The organism is Roseofilum sp. Guam, assembly GCF_017746735.1.
Lineage (GTDB): Bacteria > Cyanobacteriota > Cyanobacteriia > Cyanobacteriales > Desertifilaceae > Roseofilum > Roseofilum reptotaenium.
This window is the reverse complement of sequence record NZ_JAGHZN010000024.1, coordinates 41,651-67,902: the sequence shown is the minus strand read 5'-3', so window position 1 is coordinate 67,902 and position 26,252 is coordinate 41,651. Positions and strand designations below refer to the sequence as shown.

At 46.1% G+C, this 26,252-nt stretch carries 22 protein-coding genes; 14 read left to right on the top strand and 8 right to left on the bottom strand.

Features of this window, described 5'->3' with window-relative positions:
* On the bottom strand, nt 1-185 hold a 185-nt coding region (locus J7529_RS11260; protein WP_318729035.1), incomplete at its 3' end, for a hypothetical protein.
* A gap of 121 nt (nt 186-306) precedes the next feature.
* Here J7529_RS11260 and J7529_RS11255 point away from each other — a divergent pair.
* Nucleotides 307-1,584 carry a CHAT domain-containing protein gene (locus J7529_RS11255; protein WP_318729034.1) on the top strand — a complete coding sequence of 426 codons (1,278 nt, stop codon included), beginning with the start codon at nt 307-309 and terminating at the stop codon, nt 1,582-1,584.
* A gap of 92 nt (nt 1,585-1,676) precedes the next feature.
* On the opposite strand, the gene J7529_RS11250 is transcribed toward J7529_RS11255, so the two are convergent.
* Together J7529_RS11250 and J7529_RS11245 are read right to left on the bottom strand one after the other, a co-directional pair.
* On the bottom strand, nt 1,677-2,606 hold the full coding sequence (locus J7529_RS11250) for a glycerophosphodiester phosphodiesterase family protein (RefSeq protein ID WP_318729033.1): 930 nt from the start codon (nt 2,604-2,606) through the stop codon (nt 1,677-1,679).
* A gap of 12 nt (nt 2,607-2,618) precedes the next feature.
* Nucleotides 2,619-3,527 (bottom strand): alpha/beta fold hydrolase, encoded by a 909-nt coding sequence (locus tag J7529_RS11245; protein ID WP_318729032.1) that lies wholly within the window; start codon nt 3,525-3,527, stop codon nt 2,619-2,621.
* Nucleotides 3,528-3,773: 246 nt separating this feature from the next.
* Here J7529_RS11245 and rarD point away from each other — a divergent pair, with 246 nt between their 5' ends.
* From rarD to J7529_RS11220, 5 genes are all read left to right on the top strand, one after another.
* Complete coding sequence (rarD, locus tag J7529_RS11240; protein WP_318729031.1) at nt 3,774-4,670, top strand: EamA family transporter RarD; 897 nt, start codon at nt 3,774-3,776, stop codon at nt 4,668-4,670.
* A gap of 67 nt (nt 4,671-4,737) precedes the next feature.
* Nucleotides 4,738-4,971 carry a hypothetical protein gene (locus tag J7529_RS11235; RefSeq protein WP_271939255.1) on the top strand — a complete coding sequence of 78 codons (234 nt, stop codon included), beginning with the start codon at nt 4,738-4,740 and terminating at the stop codon, nt 4,969-4,971.
* Nucleotides 4,958-5,299 carry a type II toxin-antitoxin system PemK/MazF family toxin gene (locus tag J7529_RS11230; protein WP_318729030.1) on the top strand — a complete coding sequence of 114 codons (342 nt, stop codon included), beginning with the start codon at nt 4,958-4,960 and terminating at the stop codon, nt 5,297-5,299. Before J7529_RS11235 ends, J7529_RS11230 begins: the two co-directional genes overlap by 14 nt.
* Before the next feature lie 15 nt (nt 5,300-5,314).
* Nucleotides 5,315-5,827, top strand: a complete 513-nt coding sequence (locus J7529_RS11225; protein WP_271939260.1) for a peptidase C15 — start codon at nt 5,315-5,317, stop codon at nt 5,825-5,827.
* 159 nt (nt 5,828-5,986) lie between these two features.
* On the top strand, nt 5,987-11,806 hold the full coding sequence (locus tag J7529_RS11220) for an alpha-2-macroglobulin (protein ID WP_318729029.1): 5,820 nt from the start codon (nt 5,987-5,989) through the stop codon (nt 11,804-11,806).
* Nucleotides 11,807-11,867: 61 nt separating this feature from the next.
* On the opposite strand, the gene J7529_RS11215 is transcribed toward J7529_RS11220, so the two are convergent.
* On the bottom strand, nt 11,868-12,179 hold the full coding sequence (locus J7529_RS11215) for a hypothetical protein (protein ID WP_318729028.1): 312 nt from the start codon (nt 12,177-12,179) through the stop codon (nt 11,868-11,870).
* A gap of 26 nt (nt 12,180-12,205) precedes the next feature.
* Between J7529_RS11215 and J7529_RS11210 the strand changes: the two genes are divergently transcribed.
* Nucleotides 12,206-12,985: a hypothetical protein gene (locus J7529_RS11210; RefSeq protein ID WP_318729027.1), complete on the top strand. Its 780-nt coding sequence runs from the start codon at nt 12,206-12,208 to the stop codon at nt 12,983-12,985.
* Nucleotides 12,986-13,039: 54 nt separating this feature from the next.
* Here the strand turns inward: J7529_RS11210 and gyrB are convergent, their stop codons facing one another.
* The gene (gene gyrB, locus J7529_RS11205) at nt 13,040-14,962 is read right to left on the bottom strand and encodes a DNA topoisomerase (ATP-hydrolyzing) subunit B (protein WP_318729026.1); all 1,923 of its coding nucleotides are present in this window, start codon (nt 14,960-14,962) and stop codon (nt 13,040-13,042) included.
* A 131-nt stretch (nt 14,963-15,093) separates the two neighbouring features.
* Between gyrB and miaA the strand changes: the two genes are divergently transcribed.
* The gene (miaA, locus tag J7529_RS11200; protein WP_413038866.1) at nt 15,094-16,002 is read left to right on the top strand and encodes a tRNA (adenosine(37)-N6)-dimethylallyltransferase MiaA; all 909 of its coding nucleotides are present in this window, start codon (nt 15,094-15,096) and stop codon (nt 16,000-16,002) included.
* 41 nt (nt 16,003-16,043) lie between these two features.
* Complete coding sequence (locus tag J7529_RS11195; RefSeq protein ID WP_318729024.1) at nt 16,044-16,454, top strand: hypothetical protein; 411 nt, start codon at nt 16,044-16,046, stop codon at nt 16,452-16,454.
* 69 nt (nt 16,455-16,523) lie between these two features.
* Here J7529_RS11195 and J7529_RS11190 read toward each other — a convergent pair whose 3' ends face one another.
* Entirely contained in the window at nt 16,524-17,690 is a 1,167-nt protein-coding gene (locus J7529_RS11190; RefSeq protein WP_318729023.1) for a glycosyltransferase, read from the bottom strand.
* 110 nt (nt 17,691-17,800) lie between these two features.
* On the opposite strand from J7529_RS11190, the gene thrB reads away from it, so the two are divergent.
* From thrB to J7529_RS11175, 3 genes are all read left to right on the top strand, one after another.
* A complete protein-coding gene (thrB, locus tag J7529_RS11185) occupies nt 17,801-18,727 on the top strand; it encodes a homoserine kinase (protein ID WP_318729022.1) in 927 nt (308 codons plus the stop codon).
* Between the two features lie 127 nt (nt 18,728-18,854).
* The gene (gene urtA, locus J7529_RS11180) at nt 18,855-20,177 is read left to right on the top strand and encodes an urea ABC transporter substrate-binding protein (RefSeq protein WP_318729021.1); all 1,323 of its coding nucleotides are present in this window, start codon (nt 18,855-18,857) and stop codon (nt 20,175-20,177) included.
* Nucleotides 20,178-20,432: 255 nt separating this feature from the next.
* Nucleotides 20,433-21,533, top strand: coding sequence for an ABC transporter permease subunit (locus J7529_RS11175; RefSeq protein ID WP_390890006.1), 1,101 nt, complete (start codon nt 20,433-20,435; stop codon nt 21,531-21,533).
* A 296-nt stretch (nt 21,534-21,829) separates the two neighbouring features.
* Here J7529_RS11175 and J7529_RS11170 read toward each other — a convergent pair whose 3' ends face one another.
* Entirely contained in the window at nt 21,830-22,177 is a 348-nt protein-coding gene (locus J7529_RS11170) for a hypothetical protein (RefSeq protein ID WP_318729020.1), read from the bottom strand.
* Nucleotides 22,178-22,265: 88 nt separating this feature from the next.
* Complete coding sequence (locus tag J7529_RS11165; RefSeq protein WP_318729019.1) at nt 22,266-23,093, bottom strand: hypothetical protein; 828 nt, start codon at nt 23,091-23,093, stop codon at nt 22,266-22,268.
* Nucleotides 23,094-23,290: 197 nt separating this feature from the next.
* On the opposite strand from J7529_RS11165, the gene J7529_RS11160 reads away from it, so the two are divergent.
* Nucleotides 23,291-23,992: a DUF4079 domain-containing protein gene (locus J7529_RS11160; protein WP_271940370.1), complete on the top strand. Its 702-nt coding sequence runs from the start codon at nt 23,291-23,293 to the stop codon at nt 23,990-23,992.
* Nucleotides 23,993-24,469: 477 nt separating this feature from the next.
* A complete protein-coding gene (locus J7529_RS11155) occupies nt 24,470-26,164 on the top strand; it encodes a GAF and HD-GYP domain-containing protein (RefSeq protein WP_318729018.1) in 1,695 nt (564 codons plus the stop codon).
* Nucleotides 26,165-26,252: the final 88 nt, after the last annotated feature.

The window sequence follows — 26,252 nt, the reverse complement described above, 5'->3', positions numbered from 1 at the left end:
CCAACCCCAGCACCAACCCCAGCACCAACCCCAGCACCAACCCCAGCACCAACCCCAGCACCAACCCCAGCACCAACCCCAGCACCTACTCCTGCACCAACCCCAGCACCTACTCCTGCACCAACCCCAGCACCTACTCCTGCACCAACCCCAAACTCAGCATCAGGGGGTAGGGTAACAGTCAATGGTGGTAATCGTGAGATTACTATTCTCCAGAACCATAGTGATACGATTAATGGGATTAATCGAGCGATCTCCTCTACACCCCGTGAATCCTCTGATAATGTATCCACTTCTTCAGTAACTATGAATTCTCAAGCCACGGCCACTGCTCTCGTCAGCCGGGTCAGTTTCCGGCGATTACTTGGTGAAGGACAATTACAGCAAGCGGTAGAAGTGGGAGATCGCCTCTTAAGCCAAGAATTTGCTGATTATCTCAATAAACCCTTACCTCAACAGCAATCCTCCTTTCCCCAGATTCAGAAGCAACTGGAAACCCTAAGTGAGCAAACCGGTAAACCTTCTGCCTTACTCTACATGATTTCAAGTGCAGAGCAACTAGATTTACTCTTAGTTCCACCCACTGGAAAAACCATTTATCACTCTATTCCTGAAGCCTCAAGTGCCACATTAATCGCAAAAATAGAAGCATTTCAAGCCGAAATTGCCGATCCTATTCGCCGTCGTACAACCAGTTATTTAGATGCTTCTCAACAGCTTTATCAATGGTTAATTGCACCACTCGAAGCTGAATTAGAAGCTCAGGGAATTAGCTCTTTATTATTAAGTTTAGATAGGGGCTTACGCAGCCTACCGATCGCCGCCTTGCATGATGGCGAACAATTTTTAGTAGAAAAATACCAATTTAGCTTAGTTCCCAGCTTGGGCTTAACCGATACCCGCTATCAAAATCTGCAAAATACGCCTGTCCTAGCCATGGGAGCCTCTGAATTTAGCGATCAACCGCCCTTACCTGCTGTTCCTGTTGAACTGAGTACTATCTCTGAAAAACTGTGGCAAGGAGAAGCCTTTCTCAATCAAGAGTTAACGGTTGAAAACTTTAATCAACAACGAACACAATCTGACTATGGTATGATTCATTTAGCCACCCATGGTCAATTCAGATCCGGTAAAATTGAGGAGTCTTATATTCAATTTTGGGATCGTAAACTTAGACTCGATCAAATCACAGATTTAAATTTAACCGATCCTGCTGTGCAATTGCTGGTATTGAGTGCCTGTCGTACTGCATTAGGCGATCGCCAAGCAGAATTTGGTTTTGCCGGTTTAGCCGTTCAATCTGGGGTCAAATCAGCCTTAGCCAGTTTATGGTATGTCAGCGATCTAGGTGCATTAGCCTTAATGGCCGAATTTTACCATCACTTACAAACAGAGCAAACAAAAGCTGGTGCTTTGCGTAGAGCGCAGAGTGCCCTATTGCGTAAAGAAGTACAGATTAAAGACGGCAAACTAATCGGCAATTTTGGTGAAATTGATCTACCTCCTGAACTCAATACTGGCATTCAACCAAATCTGATTCATCCCTATTATTGGTCAGGGTTTACCTTAATTGGTAATCCTTAATAGACATCTCCTAGCCCCGCTTTAGTAAAAGTCCACCTTTCTAAGGGGTATCTGTCTTACTATATCTCATTTTTGGATGGGTCATTGGTCAGTTATAAAACTATATCTGGAAAATCGGTAAATAAACCATCAATCTCAAAACTCATAAACCCTTTGAGTTCTTGTTGCCAATCTCCAGAAAAAATAGGTAAAATAAACTGACTTTCGTGGCGAAAAGTCCAGATATGGACGGTTAGATTGAGCTTGTGGCATTGATCGACTAAAGCTTGTCTACCATTTGACCACAACAGTTGTTTCTGTAATCCTAGACCATTGGCGTATTGGGCGATTTGGGTCAATTGGGGTAAACTTAGTAACTCCTGATAGGTGACTGGATCGCCTTGCATCATACGATCGTAGGGTTGATCCTCAGCTTGTGCCATCAGTTGAATCAGGCGCAAGTTGGTTAAAGAGCGTAAATATTGCAAGTTTTCAATTTCAAAAGACAGAATTAAAATGGGGTCAGTCGAAAGGTGATAACCTTGTGCTTGAAGCAATTCGATTAATGGCTCTTCAATGGGTAAGCCTAGGCTGCGAAAATAATGGGAATGCTTGATTTCTATATAGAGATCGATCGGGCGTTGTACTTTCTGTTGGGTGACTTGATGCCAATTCAAAACTTCAGATAGGGTTAAAATTGGAAACTGGAAATCATAATCAGAGGAGCGAAAACTGAAGGGTTCTTTTGCTTGTAAGGTCTTGATTTCTGCCAGGGTTAAATCTTCGGTAAACCAGCCCTCTAGGGTTTGTCCATAGAGGGTTTTAGTCGTTCGATAATGGGATAATTCTGGATGAGTCATGATATCGGTGGTTTGGCTTAACTCCGAATCATGGCGCACTACTAACTCACCTTCTTTAGTGGGGACAATATCTAATTCTATAGCCTCTGCGCCTTGGGCGATCGCCAACGCATAAGCTGCTAGTGTATGCTCTGGGCGATATCCGCTCGCTCCCCGATGGGCAATAATCACCGGTTTTGACATGCCAAAAATTCCCTACCCTGTAATGTCCTCAATCCACTTTAACAAGGCTTGATTCACCTGTTGCGGTTGTTCATCATAAACACAATGCCCCGCTTGTTCAATCTCTACTAACTGAGCCTGAGAATTTTGCACGACCAGCTCGCGAGCTTGGCGAATCGAAAAAATGGGGTCTTGCTTCCCCCAAACGAGCAAGACCGGCATTTTAAGCTGGGGAAACACTTGCCCCACATGGGGGGTATACTCCTGATTATTTTTGGACAAGAATAAGCGAGAGAGAACATCCACCGCTCCGAGATCTTGGGGCGGTGTCGTAAAACTTTCCACGAGCTGCTCATCCACCAGATCCTTATTCACATAAACCGATCGCAACCCTTGACGCACAAAGGGGACTAATAACGGGGGGTAAAACAGAAGACGAAACAGAGGAGTTAACAGAAACTGGGGCGTTAGGATGCCTTCTAGGGAAGCCAGGCTTGCTTGTACTTTGGATTGATATAACTCTTCGCGGGAAGGGGGAACAGTAAACAACACTAATCCTTGTACCATTTCTGGATAAGTATCGGCGATCGCCAGTGCCACCGAACCCCCCAAAGAATGCCCGGCTAAAATTACCGGACGCTTAATCCACTTGCGCCAAAATTCATACACTTGAGCCATCCATAACGGCGATCCATAGCGCTCTGGAGCCTTTTGAGACGCACCAAACCCCAGTAAATCCAAGGCATAAACCGAATGCGACTCACTCAGGGGCTTGAGGTTATAGCGCCATTGGGCAAAACTAGAACCAAACCCATGTAACAACACAATGGGAATTGCCTCTAAGTGTGATAAATTACGAATATAAGTGTAGCGAATACGCCATCCTCGCCAGACCCAAGTGCGTTGTGCCCCAATGGATTGATTAACAAATTTCAGATTCATGGTCTGGATCGTCCTCCATAGAAAGAGATGAGGGAGAGGGGAAGATGGAGAAGAACAAACCCATACCTTCATGCATCGATCATGCACTATGTAGGATCGGCAGGAGAATACGTTATTAATTCAACGATTAGTTGATTGATCTCTAGCCTTAACATCGTAGCGCGTCTAGAATATTCTGGTTAGGCGACTTGGGTCAGCATTGCCATACCCATTATCGATTACTCATTTACCCATTACCTCCTGGGCATGTCAATCAAGTTTAATCTCGGAATTCTCTATGCCGTTTTGGCCTATGGAGTATGGGGTTTGTTTCCCCTATACTGGAAATTATTTGGATCTGTACCTGCGGTTGAAATCCTCTGTCATCGGATGATTTGGTCAGCACTCCTACTATTGGGAGTGTTGACGATACAGAAGCGACTGATCGAAGTGAAGCGCTTATGGCGATCGCCGAAAACTTTGGCTATTCTATTTTCTACTGCTGCCCTGATCTCCCTAAACTGGGGAATTTATATCTATGGGGTGAATACCGATCGCGTTTTGGAAGCGAGTTTAGGGTATTTTATTAATCCCCTGTTTAGTATTTTTCTCGGCTGTGTATTTCTGGGAGAGCAGCTCAGTATTTGGAAACTGATTGCCGTCATCCTTGCTATTGTAGGAGTCGGGAATCTGATCTGGGAACTGGGACAAGTGCCCTTGATTGCGATCGGGTTAACCATCACGTTCGGATTATACGGTCTTATCCGTAAAGTTGCTGCCCTCAAAGCCATACCTGGATTAACCATTGAAACCCTACTGATGACCCCTATTGCCCTTGCTCTAGTCCTGCATTGGGGAAAAATTGGCTCCGGTAACTTTGGTCTTTCCTTACCGGTTACTCTCCTATTTATTGGTTGTGGAATAGTTACCTCCTTACCCTTAATTTGGTTTAATTTAGCTGCCCAAAAATTGCATCTCTCAACCCTAGGATTTCTGCAATATATCGGCCCAACCTTTCAACTAATTTTAGCGGTCTTTGTCTACCATGAACCCTTCACGCGCACCCATCTCATTTCCTTTGGGTTCATTTGGACAGCCCTAGTTATTTATTCCATTAGTTCCCTCTTTCAGGTCATGGGAGCATCAAAAACTCGTGAATCATGAATCATTGATTTTGAACCTGGTTCCTGATAAGCTAGGGAGACGACAGATGTTTATAATAGGTGGCATTATGAATGTTGTTTCCTTATCAGCGCATTTTGATGGGAAATCAATTCAACTCGATCAACCCTATAAACTCGAACCCAATACTAAACTGATTATCACGGTTATTCCAGAACAATCAGAAGAGCAAAAATCTTGGTTGAATCTCTCAAGTAATCACTTAAACTCTGCCTACAGTAGCGATGATGATTATCCCCTTGATGCCATAAAAGTCCCGAATCCTGATTATGCAGGAAGCTGATGTTGTTCTCACACCCATTCCTCAAGCAGACGGAAAAATTAAGAATCGTCCAGTTATTCTTTTACGGGAACTGCCACCTTATAAAGATTTCTTAGTTTGTGGAGTGAGTACCCAACTTAATCAACACGTAACAGGTTTCGATAATATCATCACCTCTAACGATCCTGATTTTGTCACCAGTGGCTTACGAAGTTATTCTTTAATTCGTTTGGGCTTTTTGGCAGTCATCCCTCGTCAACAAATTATCGGTTCTATTGGCAAAATATCGCCGGAAAGACACCAAAAGTTATTGAAAACTTTAAGCGATTATCTGGTCAATTCCCTGTAGTGAATAGTCGATTCGATGACTATACCCTTTCTGTTAACCTCATTTACAACCTGGAAACCTCACCAGAACAGTAATTCCTCGGACGATCTCCTGGAGCGGATGGGTCAATATTATCCCCATCCAGAACGGTTATCGTTACTGAGAAAGTTGCCTGTGGACTCCCAACAAGCGATCGCCCAAACCCTATTTAATTTGCACAGCACTCAACCGGCTTGGGTGCTGTGTTGTGGAATGGCCGAAAACCGCGATCGCCTCAGTATTGAATCGAATGCAACACAAAAGGATAAAATTTTACGACCAGCGATCGACCTAAAACTGCTGATTGGGGGGCTGGATCGGGTTTACATTAGCGATTATGCGGGGCGATTTGTCTGTGAAGATCTATACTATGGAGTCTTACAGGAGATTAACACTCTTAATCTCCCCACTCGCGCTCTCTTTATCCATGTTCCGATCCTCCGTCCAGACAATGAAAAGGCAATCATCAACTCTTTTATCGAGATTCTGCATCGCCTGGAATGCCAATAAAATCCTCCTACAGCATTTTTGGAGGGTTTATAAAGTGGGTTTTTCGTATTGCCTCCTCCCCTAACATTAAATGACAGATTGTAAAGTATATCTACAAGCTCTTCCCAAACTCTACCCTCATCAGGTAAGACAAGATTAGATTCAGTGAAGGAAGAGAAAATGCCCCGTCGTCGCTCCATACTCGGAATGAGACACCTGCGCCAATTGCATCGTGCCGTTGGCCAGTATTACCGTAAACATAGGGTGTTAGTGTTCATCTTGCTCTTTATGCTGACACTAACGGGATGTAGACTGGCTGGAGTGCGATCGGGAAATCAACCTCTTCCAAGCGTTTCGTCCCTTCCCTTAGCGACTCCCCCAGCTTGGATCGAGAGCATCAACCCCACCGAAGAAGCTAAACCCCTGAATCAAATTAATGTTATTTTCACCGATCCCCTCATTCCCCTCGAAAGTCTCGACTCTCCCCAACAACGAAACCTGCTAAATAAATTTGAAATTACGCCGAGAATACCGGGAACGTTTCGCTTTTTAACCCCTCGAATGGTTGGGTTTCAAGCCGATCGCGCCCTTCCCTTAGCCACGCGGGTGCAAGTTACCCTCAAACAAGGCTTAAAAGACCTCAATAACCATGAATTAGACCGAGATTTTGCCTGGACATTTAACACGCCTTCCATTCAGCTCTCCAACCTCCCCGGAACAACGATGGAGCGCAATGGAGAACCTGAACCGGTGGATATTCAGCCCCAACTGAAATTCACCTCTAATGTAGCTTTAGACCTGAATTCCTTAGCTGAACATACCCGGTTAGTGTCTGCGGGGAGCGATCGCGCCAGCGATGCGGAGCATTATCGCGACATTCCCCTAAAAATTGCCCTGGATGAAAATAGCATAGGTAGCGATCCGAAAACTGCCTTCGATCCCTCCCAACAACAGTATGACTATACCATTACGCCCGACAAACCACTCGAAAAAAACACCCCCTACAGCCTAGAAATTTCCGCTGGACTGCAACCTGAAAACGGTAATTTAGCCAGTGAAATCCCTTTTTCCAGTCAATTTAAAACCTATAACACCCTCAACTTCGACGAACTCCAAGCAACCGGTAAACCGGGGCCCGGTGGAACCTATGGGCGCTTTGTTAAAGGGAGTCCCCAACTGAGATTTAATAATCCCGTAGTCGCCGAATCTGCTGTTAATAACATTAGCATTAATCCTCCTCCTCCTCCGAACGCACCAGCTTTGGTTCAACTCACCTATGAACCCAATTTGATCCAGCTTAATCCTTGGGCTTTAGAACCCGATACGAATTATACGATTACGATTGGCGCGGACTTAGAGGATCAATTTGGACAGAAGCTTGAAAATCCAGTAACCTTGCAATATGAGACCGGCAATGTAGCCGCAGATCTCTGGGTACAAACCGGATTAAATATTTTACCCAATACTCAAAATCTACAACTGGATATTTCCACCGTTAACCTTCCCGATGGGGAATATCAAGCCGTATTTCGTCGCCTGGAACCGACAGATTTAGTCTATGTGGATTCTGCCTATCCCCAGGGAAATGGTAACGATATTTTACCTTCAGATCGTCAATGGCAATCCTATAAAGTTTCTGGGAAACAAAATCAAACGATTATTAATTCAGTCAACTTAAAATCCGAATTAGGCGGTGAATCGGGACTCTTAGCCTATGGCGTGAAAGGGAGAACCAATCCCTATGAAGATAATGGGGAGCGGCGATGGAATATGCCCAAATATTACGGCTTAGTTGAACTAACAAACTTGGGTGTATTTGCTCAATGGTTTCCAGAGTCGGGTTTGGTGCGCGTGAATCACCTGGATAATGGGCAAGCTGTTCCCGGCGCGACGGTGGAGATTTATCCATCGAAATTAGGAGCAAAATCGAGACCAACACCCCAAGCTTGCGCCAGGGGAAAAACGGACGATTTAGGATTACTACAATTAACCGCCCAAGACTTGCGAACTTGTATGGGGGGCAGTCGTTTTTCAGAAGCACCAGAATTGCTCGTAATTGCCAAAGAAGGTGAAGATTGGGCATTTACGCGCACTGAATCCTATAGTGGGGCTTATGGATATGGGATTTATGCTGATTGGGAAGACCCAAAACCGGTTTCTAGAGGGACAATTTTTTCCGATCGCCAGCTCTATCAACCGGGAGAAAAAGCCGCGTTTACTGGAGTAGCCTACTATCTGGAAAAAGGAGACCTAAAAACAGACGCGCGAGCCAATTATCGGGTAGAACTTCAAGACCCCAAAGGCAATGAAATAGACTTGGGAACCTATCAAACCAATCAATTTGGGACGTTTTCGGTTGAGTTTCCCTTAGAAGCCACTCAGGAAGTCGGCGAATATGTGATTCGCGCTCAAGGTTCTGGCATAACCTTAACCGGTAACTTTCAGGTTGCCGAATTTAAGCCACCGAACTTTAAGGTCGAAGTTGGCTTAAATCAAGAAGTAGCGCAACCCGGTGATTCTATCTCGGCGACAACGAGCAGTACTTATTTATTTGGCGCTCCCGTTATTGGGGGCAATGCCGAATATTATGTCACTCGTCAGCAAACCCAGTTTACGCCCCAGCAGTGGCAAGGGTATAGTTTTGGCCCCCAGTGGTTTTGGCCGGAAGAAGCGCCAGTCGTAGAAACAGAAGTGTTGCAAACACGTAAAACCCTAGATGATGGGGGCGCAGGCATACAGCGGTTTACCCTAGATCGGGATCTGCCTTATCCGATGACCTATCAAGTGGATGTATCGGTCTCTGATGTGTCCAACTTGTCCGTAAGTGATTCGCAAACCCTGACGGTATTACCCAGTGCTAATGTAATCGGCTTAAAGAGTAACTTTGTAGCGGATGCAGGGCAAGCGTTTCCTGTGGAAGTGGTAGTTACGGATGCTCAAGGCAATGCCAAAGCAGGAGAGCGGGTGAGATTAGAGTTACAGAAAATGACCTATTCTAGCGTAACCCGTGTAGTCGAAGGGGGACGGAGCGATCGCACCCAAGTCGAGTATGAAACCGTTGGCGAAACCACCATCAGATCGGGTCAAACTCCCACCACGGCTGAACTCACACCCCCGGACTCCGGTTCCTATCGCATTCGCGCCAACTTTGCGGGAAGTCAAAAGAGTGCCACTGCCACAGACCTGCAAATTTGGGCGACGGGAGGCAGTGGCGTGCGTTGGGGTCGAGCCGATGAGGATAAGCTAGAAATTAAACTGGACAAAGAGACCTACAAACCGGGAGATACAGCAACTGCCCTCATTCAATCTCCCTACGAACAAGGACAACTCTACTTTGCCATTGTCCGCGATAAACCCCTATTCCAAGCCTTGCAACCGGTTCAAGGTGGGGCCCCTCAAGTGCAGTTTGAAGTCACGCCAGAGATGCTGCCAAATGCTGCATTCGAGGCTGTTTTAGTGCGTCAAGGACGTTCCCTGAGCGAAGTTGAAGGGAGCGGACTAGAAGAGAATCTAGATAACTTGGTCAAAATTGGGTTTGCGCCCTTTAAGATTGATTTGAGCGATCGCCTGTTATCGGTTGACGTTAGCCCATCCAATGCCCAACTCCAACCGGGACAATCCCAAACTCTGCAATTGCAACTCAGGGATAATACGGATTCACCGGTAGCGGGAGAACTCACCGTCATGGTCGTCAACGAAGCCATCTTACAACTGAGTGGTTATCGCGCCCCCAACCTCCTCGACATCGTATACGCCGAACAACCCATTTCCACCCGGTTTAGCGATAACCGTCCCGATGTCGTCTTACAACCCCAAGCCTCTCCCTTAGCTAAAGGTTGGGGGTATGGCGGTGGATTTTCTGCCGGAGGAGCCGACACCCGTACCCGTCGCGACTTCCAACCCCTAGCCTATTACAACGGTTCTGTCCTCACCAATAACCAGGGACAAGCCAGTGTTACGTTTACCTTACCCGATGACCTGACTACCTGGCGGGTGATGGTGGTTGCCAAAGATGGTAATCTGCGCTTCGGCAATGGAGAAACCACCTTTATCAGCAGTCAACCCATCCTGACGAATCCCATTTTGCCCCAATTTGTCCGACCTGGCGATCGGATCAATGCCGGTCTTTCTATCACCAATACCACGGAAACGACGGGTAAAATAGACATCACTGGAGCTATAACGGGAGGGTTAACGTTTGAGTCTACCAACAACAGTATGGACTCCCGCCAAGTGAGAGTGAACGAGGGAACCCTCGGCGAACGGTTCCCCCTAGCGGTCAAGGAAGCGGGGACAGCGACAGTTACCTTTGCGACCAATTTTAACGGTCAGCCTGTAGATGCCTTTGAAGTCCCCTTAGAGGTTAAACCCTTACAAATCACTGAGCGAGTGGTTGAGTCGGGAACCAGCACGAATACGGTCACGCTACCGGTGAATGTGGCCCCCGATACAGCAATAGATACAGGAGGATTAGATATTAACCTCGCCAGTACCTTGATGCCCCAAATTCTCGCCCCGGCTCAACAGGTGTTTGCCGACAACCCCCTCCCGTTTGCTGAACCTATGGCGAGTCAATTGCTTATTGCAGCGAGTTTACAACGCTTAAGCCGTCAATATGGGCAAGCGGCAAACGCCTTTAATCTCCCCCAAAAAACCAGTGAAGCTCTCAATCAACTTGCTAGTCTGCAACGAGAAGATGGCGGATTTAGTAGCTATCCAGGGGTTCGCCAGTCTAACCCTTATCTTACGCCCTACGTGGCAGAGGCGATCGCGGCAGCATCCAACGCAGGATTTTCCCCAGATAGTATCCAAGTTGACCCACTCAAGTCCTATCTGCGAGACCTGTTAGCCGACCCCGAAAATGAGGATTTCTGTACCTCTGCCCTCTGTAAAAGTACCCTACGCCTAGAAACCCTAATCGCCTTAGCTGCGTGGGGTGATGTGCGAAATGAGTTTCTCTCGGACATCTACAGCGTCCGGAGTGAATTCGATTCGGTGACGCAGATTAAGTTAGCTCGCTATTTGTCCAATTTCCCTGGATGGAGGACAGAAAGCCAAAGCCTGTTTAATGAAATTCGCGAGTCCATCTATCAGACGGGACGCAGTGCAACGGTGAATTTGCCGGAACGCTATCAATGGTTATCTTCTGCCACGGCAGCTCAAGCGGAAGCCTTGCGTTTATTCATTGCTCAAGATACTTCCCCCGCAGAAACGGGACGCTTGTTGACCAGTTTGCTCTCTTTGCGTCGTAATGGCACTTGGGGCAGTACCTATAATAATGCCCAGGCCCTTGATGCTTTAGTTGCTTACGCGCAAACCGAAAGCACACCCCCCAATTTTGGTGTTGGAGTCACCTTTGCTGGTGAAAATTTGGGCCAGACTCAGTTTCAAGGCTATCAGAATTCCACCTGGAATTTGAGCGTCCCCATGGCCCAGTTGCCCAAGGGAAATAGCAATCTGGTGTTAGAAAAATCTGGCGATGGAAACCTGCATTACTTAGTGTCCTATGGCTATCGCTTAACCGGGGAGCAACCCGGACGCTTAAATGGTCTGCGGGTGGTGCGTCAAGTACGGCGAGCGAATGAGGACGAGGTGTTGCGAACGACGGGACTGTACGATTTAGAGCGACCCTTTGAGGTAAACGCTGGTCAAGTGTTTGACGTGGGCTTAGAAATTATTACGGATCGTCCTGTGGATCATGTGGTGATTACAGATCCTCTCCCAGCCGGCTTTGAGGCGGTGAATACAGAGTTTCAGACTGCCAACCGAGCGGTGCAAGCAGATGCCGATAGCTGGGAAATTGATTACCAACAGGTGTATAAAGACCGAGTGGTGGCTTACGGCGATCGCCTCACCCCTGGGATCTATGAGGTTCATTATTTAGTGCGATCGGTTACTCCCGGTTCCTATCTCTGGCCGGGAGCTGAAGCTCATTTACAATATGCTCCAGAGGAGTTTGGCCGCAATGCATCGTCTACCTTGCTCATCAGTAGTAATTAACCTGAGTTTTGGATAAGCTGAAGCCCTTATTCTATTGTTGTCTGCAATTCGTATTCCTTGGTCAAAGACGCGATCGCTTAACATACATTTTTTGTATTATCTCATTGTCACTCTCACCAGAGGGAATTTGAATTGAGGATAGGGGAATTCCTAATTCTTCCTCATCCTCTTCATCAAGAGAATGCAAACGTTGATACTCATCTTGGGATAATTCTAAGTCTGCTTCCTCTTCACTTTTATACTTGTATCTATGTCCTGTCGGAGATAGAATTTCAGCCGTTCCATCTTCATATACTTGGATACGTGCCCAAACTAAATCTGGAAACTCTGTATAGGCAAGCCACCAAGTTTCTTTAAGAACAGTTGAATTCATTTCTCCTCCATATTTCTAATCAGAAAATGCCACAAACCGATCCCTACCCATCAGACCTTGATGATTCCGTAACCCAATGGTTTAAGATCGATCGCCTAATCTCAGAAATGTTCTGCCTTGATTTCCAACGCGATCGAGTAGATGAAACCATTAAAAAGATTGAGAGCGAACTTCAGAGAAAAGTACCGATCGCTTTGCAAAATTGGCTAGGATTTGCCCAAGCTTCCTGGCAACTTGAACCGAAAGGGTTTACATTCCGGGACTCTCTTGAAGTTAAAAGGATGAGAGATTGTGAATCTTATCAAATTCTGTGTCAAGCTGAACAAGATATGAGCTGGGCAGTTAAGTATTCCGATTTTGACCTTGAAGATCCTCCAGTTTATCTCTATTATCTTGATTATGAATCACCCAATCCTTGTTGTTTTGAAGCAGGTCAGTGGTCACCCACTATAGCCAGCTTTATGCTGGACTACCTTTTTACCTACACCACTTCTTGTCATGGTGGTTTCTCCATTGATTTGGAGAAAATAGATCTTTCAGTCATTGAACAGGAAACGGGAGCGCTTCGCTCATTCGGTCATCTGAAGTGGAATTTTTGGAAAGGTATCTTACTCCATATATCTCAACCCTATATATTTGAGGAAGAAGAAAATTGGGAGTGCGAAACTCTTCATATCGAGTTACTACAGCCTCAGAGCTTTAACGCTCTACCTGCCTCGATCCGACAGGCATTTTTTCAGGCAGGTTGTGTCTCCAATAACTTGATTGAATTGATTGATGTCCCCGACAAAATTCTAAGGAAATGACATTACCCACCCGTGCCCTGAGCGGAGTCGAAGGGCACGGAGGAAGACCGAGGTTTAAATATCCAAATCAGCCAGATTTAATTTGGGCCCGTAGGTTTCGATAAACTCTCGACGGGGAGCCACCCGATCGCCCATTAATACCGTGAAAATACGGTCTGCCTCGGCTGCATCCTCAATTTCTACCCGTTTCATCATCCGGGTTTCCGGGTTCATCGTCGTATCCCACAACTGCTGAGGCATCATTTCACCCAACCCTTTAAACCGTTGGATATTGTAATTGGCGTTGTCAGGGAATTGGCGAATCTGCTCTTGCAATTCGCGATCGCTATAACAATAGTAATGCCGCTTACCGCGCTCTAACTTATACAACGGCGGACAGGCAATATAGATATAGCCTTGATCGACCAAATCCCGTTGATAGCGATAGAAAAAGGTTAACAGCAGGGTGCGAATATGGGCCCCGTCCACATCAGCATCAGTCATAATCACCACCCGATGGTAGCGCAACTGTTCGGCATTAAAGTCTTCTCCCTTAATCCCTAAACCCAATGCCGTAATCAAAGATTGGATTTCATTATTTTTGTAGATCTTGGCATCATCGGTTTTCTCGATATTCAAGATTTTACCGCGCAAGGGCAAAATTGCTTGAAATCGGCGATCGCGTCCTTGTTTTGCCGAACCGCCCGCACTATCTCCCTCAACCAAGAAAATCTCTGATTCTGCCGGATCTCTGGTACTACAATCTGCCAATTTACCTGGCAATGTCGAACTTTCCAACACCGACTTCCGGCGTACCAATTCCCTGGCTCGGCGAGCCGCTTCTGCTGCATTAAAGGCCTGAATCGCCTTTTCTAGAATCGCATCCCCTACGGCTGGGCGAAACTCCAGAAACTCATTCAAATACTCGCCCACCAGAGAATCCACAATTCCCCGTACTTCCGTGTTTCCCAGCTTGGTTTTCGTCTGTCCTTCAAATTCTGGGTCAGGAACCTTCACCGAAATCACACCCGTTAAGCCTTCGCGGATATTTTCCCCCGCTAGATTAGCATTATTTTCCTTAAGCTTATTTCGTTTACGGGCGATCGCATTCATCGTCCGCGTCAGCACCGTCTTCAACCCTTCCAAATGGGTTCCCCCATCAATGGTGCGAATATTATTGGCAAATCCCAACAAATTATCCGAATAGGCATCCGTACACCACTGAAGCGCCACCTCCACCTGCACATCATTCTTCTCTGCATTCATATAAATGATTTCTTCGTGCAGAGGGTTTTTTTCCCGATTAATATACGCCACATATTCTTGAATACCGCCATCGTACTTGTAGCTCTCCACCTTTGGCTCGTCCAAGCGATGGTCAGAAAACGTGATCTTCACCCCCGCATTCAGATAGGCTAACTCTCGTAACCGACGGGAGACAGTATCGTATTCAAACTCAATCCCCGTGGTAAAAATCTGCTCATCTGGGCGGAACTGAACCGACGTGCCGCTACGCGCTTCCTTCTGTTTAGTCGGCACTAACTCCGTTACCGGAACCCCCCGTTCGTAGCGTTGGGTATGACGGACTTTTTCTCGATAAACGGTCACTTCTACCCATTCGGAAAGGGCATTGACAACGGAAACCCCAACCCCATGTAACCCTCCAGACACCTTATATCCGCCGCCGCCAAACTTACCACCTGCGTGCAATACCGTCATTACGGTTTCCAAAGCGGACTTCCCTGTGCGAGGATGGATATCGGTGGGAATTCCTCGCCCATCATCAGCGACCGATACGGAACCATCGGCATTGAGGTCAACTTCGATATGGGTGCAATACCCGGCTAGAGCCTCATCGATAGAGTTGTCCACAACCTCGTACACTAGATGATGGAGTCCTCTAGGGCCGGTTGAACCGATATACATTCCGGGTCGTTTCCGAACGGGTTCCAATCCTTCAAGAACTTGAATCTGTTCGGCGCTATAACTACTGGTCATGTGAAGTTATCTCCTGGTGTACGGGCTATCAACGACCCGATAAGCTAGTAAACGACAAAATACTCCAAAATTTTAGCACAAAAGGGTTATAGACTGCACTAAGGCAGTTTAATAAGAACTTTATGAGGGGGATGCACCCAGTGAAACCAGGACTGATTGTGATTTGCGGGCCGACGGCTACGGGAAAATCGAAATTGGCGATCGCCTTAGCGAAGCACTTACAGACGGTCATTCTGGGGGCTGACTCGCGCCAAATTTACCGCGAGTTCGATATTGGTACAGCCAAACCGTCTGCTGGCGAACTCGAGCAGGTTCCCCATTATCTAATTAATATCTGTAATCCACAAGAGGTGTTTACGGTTGCCGAGTATCAAGAGCAAGCACAAAGCCTCATTGAGCAGTTTCAGCAGCAAGGTAAAATTCCCCTATTAGTTGGTGGAACAGGCTTATATATTCGCTCCATTATCGCTGGAATGAAGATTCCGAGGGTTGCACCTCAGCCAGAATTGCGATCACAACTTCAAGCACTTTCCCAACCCCACTGTTATGCCATGCTGCAACAAGTCGATCCCCAAGCCACCCAAAAAATCCATCCCAACGATCGAGTGCGTACCCTGCGCGCCCTAGAAGTTTACTATGTCACCGGCATTCCCATTTCCCAGCAACAGGGAGAAAACCCACCCAGCTATCCCATCGTGCAAATTGGCTTAGACTGTTTTGAAGGAGAACAGTTGCAAGACAGAATTGCCCAACGCACCGCTAAAATGATCGAGCATGGCTTAGTCGAAGAAGTCAAAACCCTCTGTGAGAAGTATGGCTCAGACTTACCCTTACTCGATACATTAGGCTATCGGGAAATCAAGCAGTATTTAGCCGGAGAAATTGACTTAGAAACTGCTCAGGAATTAACCATTGTCCATACTCGGCAATTTGCCAAACGTCAGCGCACCTGGTTTCGATCCAATCCTCAGATCCAATGGTTCGATTCTGAAGATCCAGAGTTAGTTGAAAAAGCGATAGAATGGATTGGAAATAAATAGATTCCTCTAGAATTCAATTGATTAGATAAAGTTAGTATTTTATGCCAAGAATATTTAGAGATTTACAAAATCATGAAGAAATCAGAGATTATCTAAGAAAGTCACAAATTCTTGATATTTCATTAAAGAGCGAAGGAACGATTTTAGAGCTTGAATTCACACATGATGCATCTCAAGAGATCTTATTACGATGCTTAAACGTGATTCATATCGTATTTTCCAGACAACTAGATGATAATGATGGCTGCTATTACGTTTGCGATATTTATGTTAACAAGCTTACAGATGGTGGTCAAAATCAATTAGATAAATTAAACTACGGATTCAGAGAATCTCTCGATCCAACAGAGGTCGCTTACTATCCGGATCGTGAGTTGCTTCACCTTTACATTGAAGGTGGTGTTGGTATAGAAGTTATATGTGAGAGTATTCAAATTTCTGAATATATATAGCGTTTCTCTCTTCTATGAGGTATAGCTTGAAGCCTTAGAACCTAATTCCCTATTCCCTAGCGCGCAGCGCTATGATTGATACACTCGTCCTTTCCAACCGCCACCGCGACCTTGCCAGTGACGTAGAGCTGAGTCTAGAGTCATGAGAGTATAGAGCGAAGCGATAAGAGGTAGGGCGAAACCGGCTAAGGGAAATTGGTGATAGAGTTTAGCCGTGGGGGTATAGGCGATCGCCATTAATGCCCAAGTCAGCCCCCCGATCGCCGTCAGAATGGGCACACCAGCAATCCATCCCCACACACAAGCTATCACGGGCAAAATATAGACCAGCACCATCCCCAAAAGCGTTCCCAGCAATAACCAGGGAGAATAATTGAGTTGGGTAAAAGCTGTTCGAGCAACCATATCCCAGATCGGTTGTAACGTGCTGTAAGCGCGCAAACTGTACGTTGTTTCACTTAAGCCTAACCAGATGCGCCCGGAGCCAGTAGACTTCACCGCTTGAGCCAAAGTACAATCATCAATCAGAGCATCTCGTAGACGCTCCAATCCGCCAATTCGGGTTAGGACATCTGGCGTAATTAAAATACAACCCCCTGCTGCTGCTGCCGTGGATTTACGGGGATTATTCACCCAAGGAAACGGATAGAGTTTTTGGAAAAAGAAGACAAAAGCCGGAATCAAGAGATGTTCCCAAACACTTTCACAGTGTAATTTAACCATCACTGAGACTAGCTCTAGATCCTCCTGTTGGGCTTTGTATACCAATTGGCTTAAGTGTTCCGGAGAATGTTCAATATCAGCGTCGGTGAACAGATAATAATCCGGAGGAGAAGATTGGCATTGGTAGTATTTAACGCCTTGTTCCATGGCCCAGAGCTTCCCAGTCCATCCAGAGGGTAAAGATTCTGAAGAAATGACCGTCACGCCATCAAAGGATTGAGCTTGGATTCTGGTATCATCAGTACTTTGGTCATCGATAACCAGAATAGAGTAGGGGCCGGGATAATCTTGATCGGCGAGCGATCGCACACTCCGACTCATCACCTCACTTTCATTCCGCGCTGGGACGATTACACCCACTTTGGGATAACTCGCCTGCGGCTCATCCCCAGCGTTGACCGATACCTCTAGCCGTTGATTGGCCCACCAAAAGTTACCCCAAAAACAGAGTAAAATCACCCAAATTATTCCCGATACACTCAGGCTAATCATCAACATAACGCCATTGAACATGAAATACGAACAACTATCCTCCTTCCGATCCGTCCATGCTCCCCATCCCTCCATTCCTTTGCTTTAATGGAGGATGGATTGATTGATTGTTACAACAGGAGTAATTACATATGGTGGAGGCAGTGAGGGTCAGGACTCCGGCAAGCGCAGCTAACTTGGGCCCTGGCTTTGATTGTATGGGAGCAGCGCTAACATTGTATAATGAATTTTGCTTTTCGCTCCTCCCTGATGAAGGTTCCCTAGACATTGACCTGAAGGGAATTGATGTGGTTCACCTGACCACAGATGCTGATAACTTAGCGTATAAATCCTTTAAGCGGTTGTACGATCGCCTGGGAAAAAAGACCCCAGGGGTGAAGATTGAGATTGATATGGAAATCCCTCTGACGCGGGGGTTAGGCAGTTCAGCAACGGCAATTGTGGCTGGATTGGTAGCCGCTAATCATTTGGCAGAGAGTCCCTTAAGCCAAACCGAACTGATGGAATTGGCGATCGCCATAGAAGGATTTCCAGATAATGTGGTGCCCGCCCTCTTAGGGGGCTGTCATTTAGCCACAAAAGACGAAGGCGGTTGGTTAATCTGCGATATTCCTTGGCACGAGACCATTATTCCAGTGGTTGCCATTCCCAACTTTGAGTTATCCACCGCAGACGCACGCCGGATCTTGCCCAGTGGATACGATCGCCAAGATGCCGTATTTAATATCAGTCATATCGGACTATTGGTGCGAGGGCTGGAAACCGGTAACCCAGAATGGTTGAAAAGGGGCATGGAAGACCGCATTCATCAACCCTATCGTAAAACCCTAATTCCTGGCTATGATGAGGTCAAACAAGCAGCTATAGAAGCTGGTGCTCTGGGCGTTGCCATTAGTGGTGCAGGGCCGACGTTGATTGCTTTTGTCAATGCAGATCGAGGGACTGAGGTGGGTACAGCAATGGTAGAAAGCTGGAAAACTCACGGTATCCATGTCGATGCTTTATCGCTCATGCTCGATCACAAGGGAACAACCGTGGAAACGGTTGAGCTGGAATAACCGTCCCCTCAAGTTGGGGAAACGTTCTGTAGTTTAGGTTACAAAAAAACGATCCAACTGGATTAAAATAGTTTTTCTGGCAAATTACTTAACGTTTCCTTAACTCAGGCAACAGGAGTGTAACGGTATGGCACATCGTATTGGTCGGCGAAAGTTTCTCGTCTATGGTTCTGCTGCTCTAGGCACGAGTATTTTACTCAAAGCTTGTGGGGGTCCAACAGATACAGCCAATGAGACATCTGAAACTTCGCCAGTAGAGCAAAGTAATAGCACTACTCCAGCAGCAAGCAATACGATTAAAGTCGGTATTTTGCATTCCCTGAGTGGAACCATGGCGATTAGTGAAAAAAGTGTGGTGGAATCGACCCAATTGGCGATCGACCATATCAATGAAATGGGTGGAGTCCTCGGAAAACAGATCGAGGCGATCGTCGAAGATGGCGCTTCTGACTGGCCCACTTTCGCTGAAAAAGCCAGAAAGTTGATCGATCAAGACCAAGTGGTAGCGATTTTTGGCTGTTGGACTTCCGCCAGTCGCAAGGCCGTTTTACCCGTTTTTGAAGAAAAAGACCATATGCTTTGGTATCCTGTGCAGTATGAAGGCCAGGAATGCTCAAAAAATATTTTCTACACAGGAGCCGCTCCGAATCAACAAATTGAGCCTTCAGTAGACTGGTTATTAGCAGAGAAAGGTACAGAATTTTTCTTAGTCGGCTCTGATTATGTATTCCCCCGCACCGCCAATACAATTATTAAAGAGCAACTGGCTGCCAAAGGTGGAACTACCGTAGGAGAAGATTATTTGCCCTTGGGGAATACGGAAGTGACCCCCATTATTACGAAAATTCGCCAAGCTTTGCCCGATGGTGGAGTGATTTACAATACTCTGAACGGGGATAGTAATGTCGCCTTCTTTAAGCAGATGCAAGGCGCTGGGCTAACTCCAGATAAGTATCCGGTAATGTCGGTCAGTATCGCTGAAGAAGAAGTGAAGGCGATCGGGGTCGAATATCTCAAGGGTCAATACGCCGCTTGGAATTACTTCATGACTGTCGAAAATCCAGCCAATGAGAAATTTGTCGCTGACTTCAAGGCCAAATATGGAGCAGAGCGCGTTACCAATGACCCCATGGAAGCCGCTTATATTGGTGTCCATATCTGGAAACAGGCTGTAGAGGCAGCCGGAACGGCTGATAATTTAGATGCTGTCCGTGAAGCCGCTTATGGTCAAACATTTGAGGCTCCAGAAGGACCGGTGATGATGAATAATAGCCATCATTTGTCCAAGTGGGTACGGATCGGAGAAGTGCGTGACGATGGTCTGTTTGAAATTGTCAACGCTACCGATGCTGCGGTTTCTCCCCTCCCTTGGAACCAGTTTGTAGCCGAAACCAAAGGCTTTGCCTGTGACTGGTCAGATAAAGCCAAAGGAGGCAAGTTCAAGATTTAGAATTAACAATTAATGATGAATAATTGTTAGGTATCTGTAGGGGCGAAAAATTTTTCGCCCCTACAAATTTTTGTAATACTATTTCTTTTTAAGAGTGCTACTAATCGATTTTTGAGAAGCAAGTTGCTCTTTCCCACTTGTTAAAACGCAACATCAGACAGAAATGGTATAAATATTATTATTAATTTGGAGAAAATCGTGCAACTGTTACTCGAAGGAATTTTTAACGGCATTAGCATTGGCTCTGTTTTGCTCATGGCTGCCCTCGGTCTAGCGATTATTTTCGGCTTAATGGGTGTCATTAATATGGCTCACGGCGAGTTGATGATGCTAGGAGCTTATACCACATTTGTGGTGCAAAATGGTTTTAAGGCCATGGGCGATCAATTCTTTGAAGTTTATATCTTTTTTGCTCTACCGGCCGCCTTTGTTGTCGCCGCAATCATGGGAATTATTCTAGAGCGAGGGGTGATCCGGTTTTTGTATGGCCGCCCATTAGAAACCCTGTTAGCCACTTGGGGGGTGAGCCTAATTCTACAACAGTTTGTCCGGAGTGTGAGTTGGCAAATGGTGATTGGGTTAGGGGTATTTTGCCTGCTGTTTTTTGGTGGTTGGTGGGTGGTATCCCGTCGCCCGAATTTTGAGCAGATGCGTAAATGGGCACTCTCGATCCTCTTACCTCTATCTGCCGGAATTGCGCTTACCACAGGGATTATCCTAGGTAATATCTTTAAATTAGCCGTCACTCAACCCTGGTTTGGAGCGCAAAACGTCGATGTAACTGCTCCCTCTTGGTTACGTGGGGGGATTCCCATCCTCAACTTCCAACTCCCCTACGCTCGCTTATTTATCATCGCCTTAACTGCAATCTGTGTGGTCGGAATTTATGTATTTTTACAGCGATCGCCCTGGGGATTACGCATTCGAGCCGTTACCCAAAACCGCACGATGAGCGCCTGCTTAGGCATTCCCACCCATCAAGTTGATGCGCTCACATTTGCCCTCGGTTCTGGGTTAGCAGGGGTGGCTGGATGTGCCATTAGCTTACTCGGTTCTGTCGGCCCCAATACAGGACAAAATTATATTGTTGATGCCTTTATGGTGGTTGTCGTCGGAGGTGTGGGTAAATTGGTGGGTAGCTTAGTGGCAGCCTTATCCATTGGTACCTTAAACTATCTCATCGGTTCCGGCACCCTCGCCTTAATTGCCACTCCTATTCAACCCATTGCGGATTTCTTTACCTTTTTTGCCACGACTAGCATGGCAAAGGTGATGGTATTTGCGTTCATTATTGCCTTCCTGCAAGTCCGTCCGGCAGGGATTTTCCCGCAAAAGGGACGCACAGTCGATGCTTAATCATGAATCCTTAGTTCCAAACTTAAAGAGAAATGATATTAGGGCATGATCATTTGAGTATTTCTGTACTTTTCCTCTCCTATGACTACCTGAGGTTGTTCTGTTGTCTGTTCTTTATTTCCCTCCTGATCTACATCGATGGAGCTTGCTGTTTAACGATCTCTGACCCAGCGCGATCTCCTCCTTGGCCTGATCGCCTCCTCTCTTAAGATACAAGGGGCGGGTTTTACCCAGCTCTGGGAAACCTACCATCAATCCTGTAAACCCGCCCCATCCCCAGCACATCAAACATTAATTTAACTAAACGTATTGGTTTGCTGGTTACCATGTCCAACTTGCGCCCCTTTCACCTCCGCTTCAAATGTCGTCTGAAAGCTCCCAGGGATTGACTCTTTCGACTCCATCTCATCGAGCAGTTTCTGAGCAGCCGCGATAATTGCCTGATCCTGATCTGCTCCTGCTTCGAGTAACTTTTTCTTCAAAGGCCCTTCGTAAGTTTCCGGGTCACTCTCATGTTCTTCTAACACCATTTCCGCCTTCGGTTCCCCACCAAACTTTCGCTTAATCAACGCCTTCAGTCCTTGATACGCATCCGGTGCAGCATCACCAGCAGCTTTAGCCGCACCCGCTACTAACGCTGCCATAATCAAACCAAGAGGCTCCATATTTCCTCTCCCATCAGATCAATTACAATTCCCGGCTTCCTTCATTATGCTCGTTCTGCCACCATAATTAATCTCGATTTTCCATCACGCCTACCAGGGATTGTAAATCAAAGTCGCGATCGCGCCCACTCAGACAAATCCCCGAACTCATCACGGTTAAATCCCCTTTACTAATCGCAGAAACATGGTGTTCTCCATCCGCCGTTGTCCATTCTACGTGCCAATAATCCCCTCGATCGGCAAATTCTTGTAGCGATCCTCCCCCTTGTTTCAGCGCTTGATTTAAGCGACGGCGATCGCGTTTTTCCGTACCAAATTCTTCCTGTTGTCCAGCTACCAATTCATAAGTAATTTTGGCTTCTGGAGTCATGCCCGAAAAGTGAAGCGTTTCGGGGTCAGTTAACTGTTTTAAGTGCTGCTTCAGCGTATCCGTAATTTGCGGATCGGCACGGCGATCCACACTCTCAAACCACCAGGTAGATCCATCTCCACGGGCGATAATCGTTTCAAATGCCCCGCCCTCAGTAACCAAATGAACCGGAGTCGGTTGAGTAATGCCATAGCGTTTTCTCGCTTCATCCCCATTTACCGGATAAGCTAACCAAGTTTGTCCTTTCAGGCGATAACTGAGCCAAAATCTTAGGGGTTTGAGCAAATTTAAATACTCGCTAATTTGCGGCAAAGTTGGCTCATCCACCCATTGAGCTGTCCGCGTATCGAGAGGTTTGAAAATGCCCCAGCCTTCAAAGTCCGCCGGTTGCGGTTGAAAACAATACGCGATAGAGGCGATCGCCGTTTTCACCCTTCCTCCCGCTACACAAGGTGCGAGAAATTCCTGCTCTTGTAATTCTTGTTCCTGGTTTGCCAGTTGATTTAAAAGGTTGTTGATATCCATAAGCACCACGCGCTGGTAATCGGTAATGGGTCACCTTTTTCCCTGAAAGTTTTCCTTTGTATGGTTGTAACCCATGGGTCAAGATCTCGCTTGAATCTGAGGTAAGGATTATCTCAAGAATCACTCAGTAAGAATTAATCTGCGATCGCTCCATCTCGAATAGGCTAGAAAGTATCCATTAACCTCACTGAAAATCTATGGACACCAAAGATATACTCGCTATAATACATCCTACCCTAGCTGTAGCCCTTGTTTATCCCCTCATTGGTATTGTGGTTCACTTCGCCTGGCAAACTCGCCAACGACGATTACAAATAGCAGCAGGGGATAAAAGTAAAATTCCGACTATCGTTGGCCCAGATCATGTCAGAATTGGCCAATGGCTTACGGGTTCTGTAGTTGGCATCAGCTTAGTTGCCCTGGCTTATGTCTTGTTTATTGATAAACCCCGCTCTAGTACCGCTGAAGCTATTTTAGTCGCCCTGTTATTTGCTGCTACTATTACTTCCCTAGTTTACCTCTTCCGCGTTAGTAAACGTGGCTCTAAATTATGGCGAGGTGTATTTGCAACCGGTGCAGGTATGGGTCTAGTCGTTCTAGGTTGTCAAGATGGTGTGTTTCGACGGGGCTATGAATGGTATATTTCTCACTATTATTATGGTATTACTGCGGCCCTATTAATGATTTTCTCTTTAGCGATCGTACAAGATATTTACCGCGATCGCTCCCATAAATGGCGCATGGCCCACATTATCCTGAACTGTGTCGCCGTCTTATTGTTTTTTGGTCAAGGATTCACCGGTTCCCGTGACTTGCTAGAACTTCCCCTCGATTGGCAAAAACCCTATGTCTATCAGTGTAAGTGGAGCGCAAAAACCTGTCCTCAGTTAGGCGATTAATCCCGCGATCGTCAGGGGTTAATAAAACTTTACTTCACGTCAGTTTTGAATAACCGGAAACGTTTAGACTCTCTTTTGCTGTAATCTCGGTTCTTGGGTCAAATTAGCCGCAAAATGCCCTTAACCAAAACTGACATTATTTAATCAGGGAAACTTTAGTTAACAAGGGGAATTATCCCCCTTGTTAATCATCTTCCGTAATCTTCTCAATAGAGAGCAAGCTAGAGTTCAAGTAATATAGTCAATCTAAATAACAGTGAGATATTTTTGTAGGGGCGAATTTTTTTTTGCCCCTACATATACTTGTTTAAACTAATTTCAAGATATACTAGAAAAACCACTATAGTATTCTTACTTGGGTATTTCGCATTACCTCTGAACCAAGACAGACGTGGATAGAAGACAGGTATACCTATCAACTCTCCAAAGTTCTATCGGGTGCATCAGTTCAGCAAAAGCCAATGAGGACTTAAGATCATGGATGAACAGCATCCCGAATTAGCCTGTTTAGTTGTACAAAAAGATGCAGACGAAGCAACTAAACGAGCCAACTTAGTCGAAGAACTCCTCGCTATTGGTACCGCTCTATCAGGGAGTCACGATTTACAACAGTTATTAGATCTGATTTTGTCCAAAAGTCGGGAAATCACTTCTAGTGATGCCGGAAGTGTCTATTTAGTCAACCACAAAGAAGATGCCCAAGAGTTGATTTTTAAGACCGCCCAAAATGATTCGATCTCGACCCGTCTGTTTCAGGAATTTGCTATTCCCTTAACTCCGAAAAGTTTAGCCGGTTATGTAGCTCTGACTGGGGATACCTTAAATATTGTCGATGCGTACCAACTCCCCTCCTCCGTTCCTTATCAACTCGATCGCAGCTTTGACCATGATTTTGCTTATCGGACTTGTTCGGTTTTGGTGCTGCCGATGCAAAATAATGAAGGGACAGTCATTGGAGTCTTACAGTTAATTAATCGCAAACACCAACCAGAGCTGCACATTACTGCCACTAATGCTCTAGAGAATACTTTACCGTTTAGCCAGTTTCAAGAGCAAATTGTGCGATCGCTCGCTTCCCAAGCGGCTATTTCCATTGAACGAAATCACCTACAACAAAGTATTGAAACTCTATTTGAGGGTTTCGTGAAAGCCTCTGTACAAGTTATCGAAGCCCGCGATCCGACCACTTCTGGACATTCGGAACGGGTAGCAGAATTAACCGTTAGACTAGCCCAAGAAGTGAATGATATTCACTCCGGCCCCCTCCATTTAATTTGGTTTAATGACCGGCAACTTCAAGAAATTCGCTATGCCTCTTTGCTACATGATTTTGGTAAAGTCTTGGTTCCGGAAACCATTTTAGGGAAGCGAGAAAAGCTTTATCCCGAACAGTTAGAAGTGATTCGCCATCGGTTTTCCTTGGCTCAACGGACGTTAGAAATGGAGTGCTATCAAAACAAGTTTAAGTATTTAGTTGAACATCCCAGTCATCACCATTCAGAAGATACGGAAGAGGATTGTCCCCATTGCGATCGTTTGGGGCAATTAGACCAGGAATTAAATCAGGCGATCGCCTACTTAAAAGAATCTTTAGCCCTAATTGAAGACCTCAAGCGTCCCTTAGCCATTGAAACCAAAGAACTCAAGACTCATTATCAGACGTTCAAGCAGCAATTAGAAAAGATTGCCCAATTCACCTATCGAGATGTGGATGGTCAACAAAAACCCTTACTCAAACCCGACGAAATCGCTCAGTTACTGGTGGTTCGAGGCAATTTAACGACTCAAGAACGGTTGGCGATCGAGGCCCATGTCACCCATTCCTACGAATTTCTCAAGCGCATTCCCTGGACAAAAGGTTTACAAGATATTCCGGCGATCGCCTACGGACACCATGAAAAACTTGATGGCAGCGGATATCCCCAAGGACTCCATCAACAAGATATCCCCATGCAAACCCAAATGATGAGCGTTGCCGATATCTATGACGCGCTCACTGCCGCAGATCGCCCCTATAAACGCCGCCTTCCCATTGATATCGTCATGAAAATTCTCCATGAAGAAGCCGACAACGGCAAAATTAACCCCGATCTTGTTCTCCTCTTTGAACAGCGCCAAGTCTTTACAGCTCTCGGCCACACCTGGCCAAAAGAGAGCGTATCAGCCGCCTAAGAACAATGAATAATTAACCATTAATCATGAACCATTACGTCTGATGGATTCATATTTTCATTCCCATTAGACGTAAACTCATATCAAA

What these genes read in the sequence shown, in the direction of transcription:
- J7529_RS11225 (WP_271939260.1), top strand. Translation starts at nt 5,315, where the DNA reads ATGACTATACCCTTTCTGTTAACCTCATTTACAACCTGGAAACCTCAC.
- gyrB (WP_318729026.1), bottom strand. Translation starts at nt 14,962, where the DNA reads ATGACCAGTAGTTATAGCGCCGAACAGATTCAAGTTCTTGAAGGATTG.
- rarD (WP_318729031.1), top strand. Translation starts at nt 3,774, where the DNA reads ATGTCAATCAAGTTTAATCTCGGAATTCTCTATGCCGTTTTGGCCTAT.
- J7529_RS11160 (WP_271940370.1), top strand. Translation starts at nt 23,291, where the DNA reads ATGGACACCAAAGATATACTCGCTATAATACATCCTACCCTAGCTGTA.
- J7529_RS11220 (WP_318729029.1), top strand. Translation starts at nt 5,987, where the DNA reads ATGCCCCGTCGTCGCTCCATACTCGGAATGAGACACCTGCGCCAATTG.
- thrB (WP_318729022.1), top strand. Translation starts at nt 17,801, where the DNA reads ATGGTGGAGGCAGTGAGGGTCAGGACTCCGGCAAGCGCAGCTAACTTG.
- J7529_RS11195 (WP_318729024.1), top strand. Translation starts at nt 16,044, where the DNA reads ATGCCAAGAATATTTAGAGATTTACAAAATCATGAAGAAATCAGAGAT.
- J7529_RS11250 (WP_318729033.1), bottom strand. Translation starts at nt 2,606, where the DNA reads ATGTCAAAACCGGTGATTATTGCCCATCGGGGAGCGAGCGGATATCGC.
- miaA (WP_413038866.1), top strand. Translation starts at nt 15,094, where the DNA reads ATGCACCCAGTGAAACCAGGACTGATTGTGATTTGCGGGCCGACGGCT.
- J7529_RS11215 (WP_318729028.1), bottom strand. Translation starts at nt 12,179, where the DNA reads ATGAATTCAACTGTTCTTAAAGAAACTTGGTGGCTTGCCTATACAGAG.
- J7529_RS11155 (WP_318729018.1), top strand. Translation starts at nt 24,470, where the DNA reads ATGGATGAACAGCATCCCGAATTAGCCTGTTTAGTTGTACAAAAAGAT.
- J7529_RS11175 (WP_390890006.1), top strand. Translation starts at nt 20,433, where the DNA reads ATGGCTGCCCTCGGTCTAGCGATTATTTTCGGCTTAATGGGTGTCATT.
- J7529_RS11245 (WP_318729032.1), bottom strand. Translation starts at nt 3,527, where the DNA reads ATGAATCTGAAATTTGTTAATCAATCCATTGGGGCACAACGCACTTGG.
- urtA (WP_318729021.1), top strand. Translation starts at nt 18,855, where the DNA reads ATGGCACATCGTATTGGTCGGCGAAAGTTTCTCGTCTATGGTTCTGCT.
- J7529_RS11230 (WP_318729030.1), top strand. Translation starts at nt 4,958, where the DNA reads ATGCAGGAAGCTGATGTTGTTCTCACACCCATTCCTCAAGCAGACGGA.
- J7529_RS11255 (WP_318729034.1), top strand. Translation starts at nt 307, where the DNA reads ATGAATTCTCAAGCCACGGCCACTGCTCTCGTCAGCCGGGTCAGTTTC.
- J7529_RS11235 (WP_271939255.1), top strand. Translation starts at nt 4,738, where the DNA reads ATGAATGTTGTTTCCTTATCAGCGCATTTTGATGGGAAATCAATTCAA.
- J7529_RS11210 (WP_318729027.1), top strand. Translation starts at nt 12,206, where the DNA reads ATGCCACAAACCGATCCCTACCCATCAGACCTTGATGATTCCGTAACC.
- J7529_RS11165 (WP_318729019.1), bottom strand. Translation starts at nt 23,093, where the DNA reads ATGGATATCAACAACCTTTTAAATCAACTGGCAAACCAGGAACAAGAA.
- J7529_RS11190 (WP_318729023.1), bottom strand. Translation starts at nt 17,690, where the DNA reads ATGTTCAATGGCGTTATGTTGATGATTAGCCTGAGTGTATCGGGAATA.
- J7529_RS11170 (WP_318729020.1), bottom strand. Translation starts at nt 22,177, where the DNA reads ATGGCAGCGTTAGTAGCGGGTGCGGCTAAAGCTGCTGGTGATGCTGCA.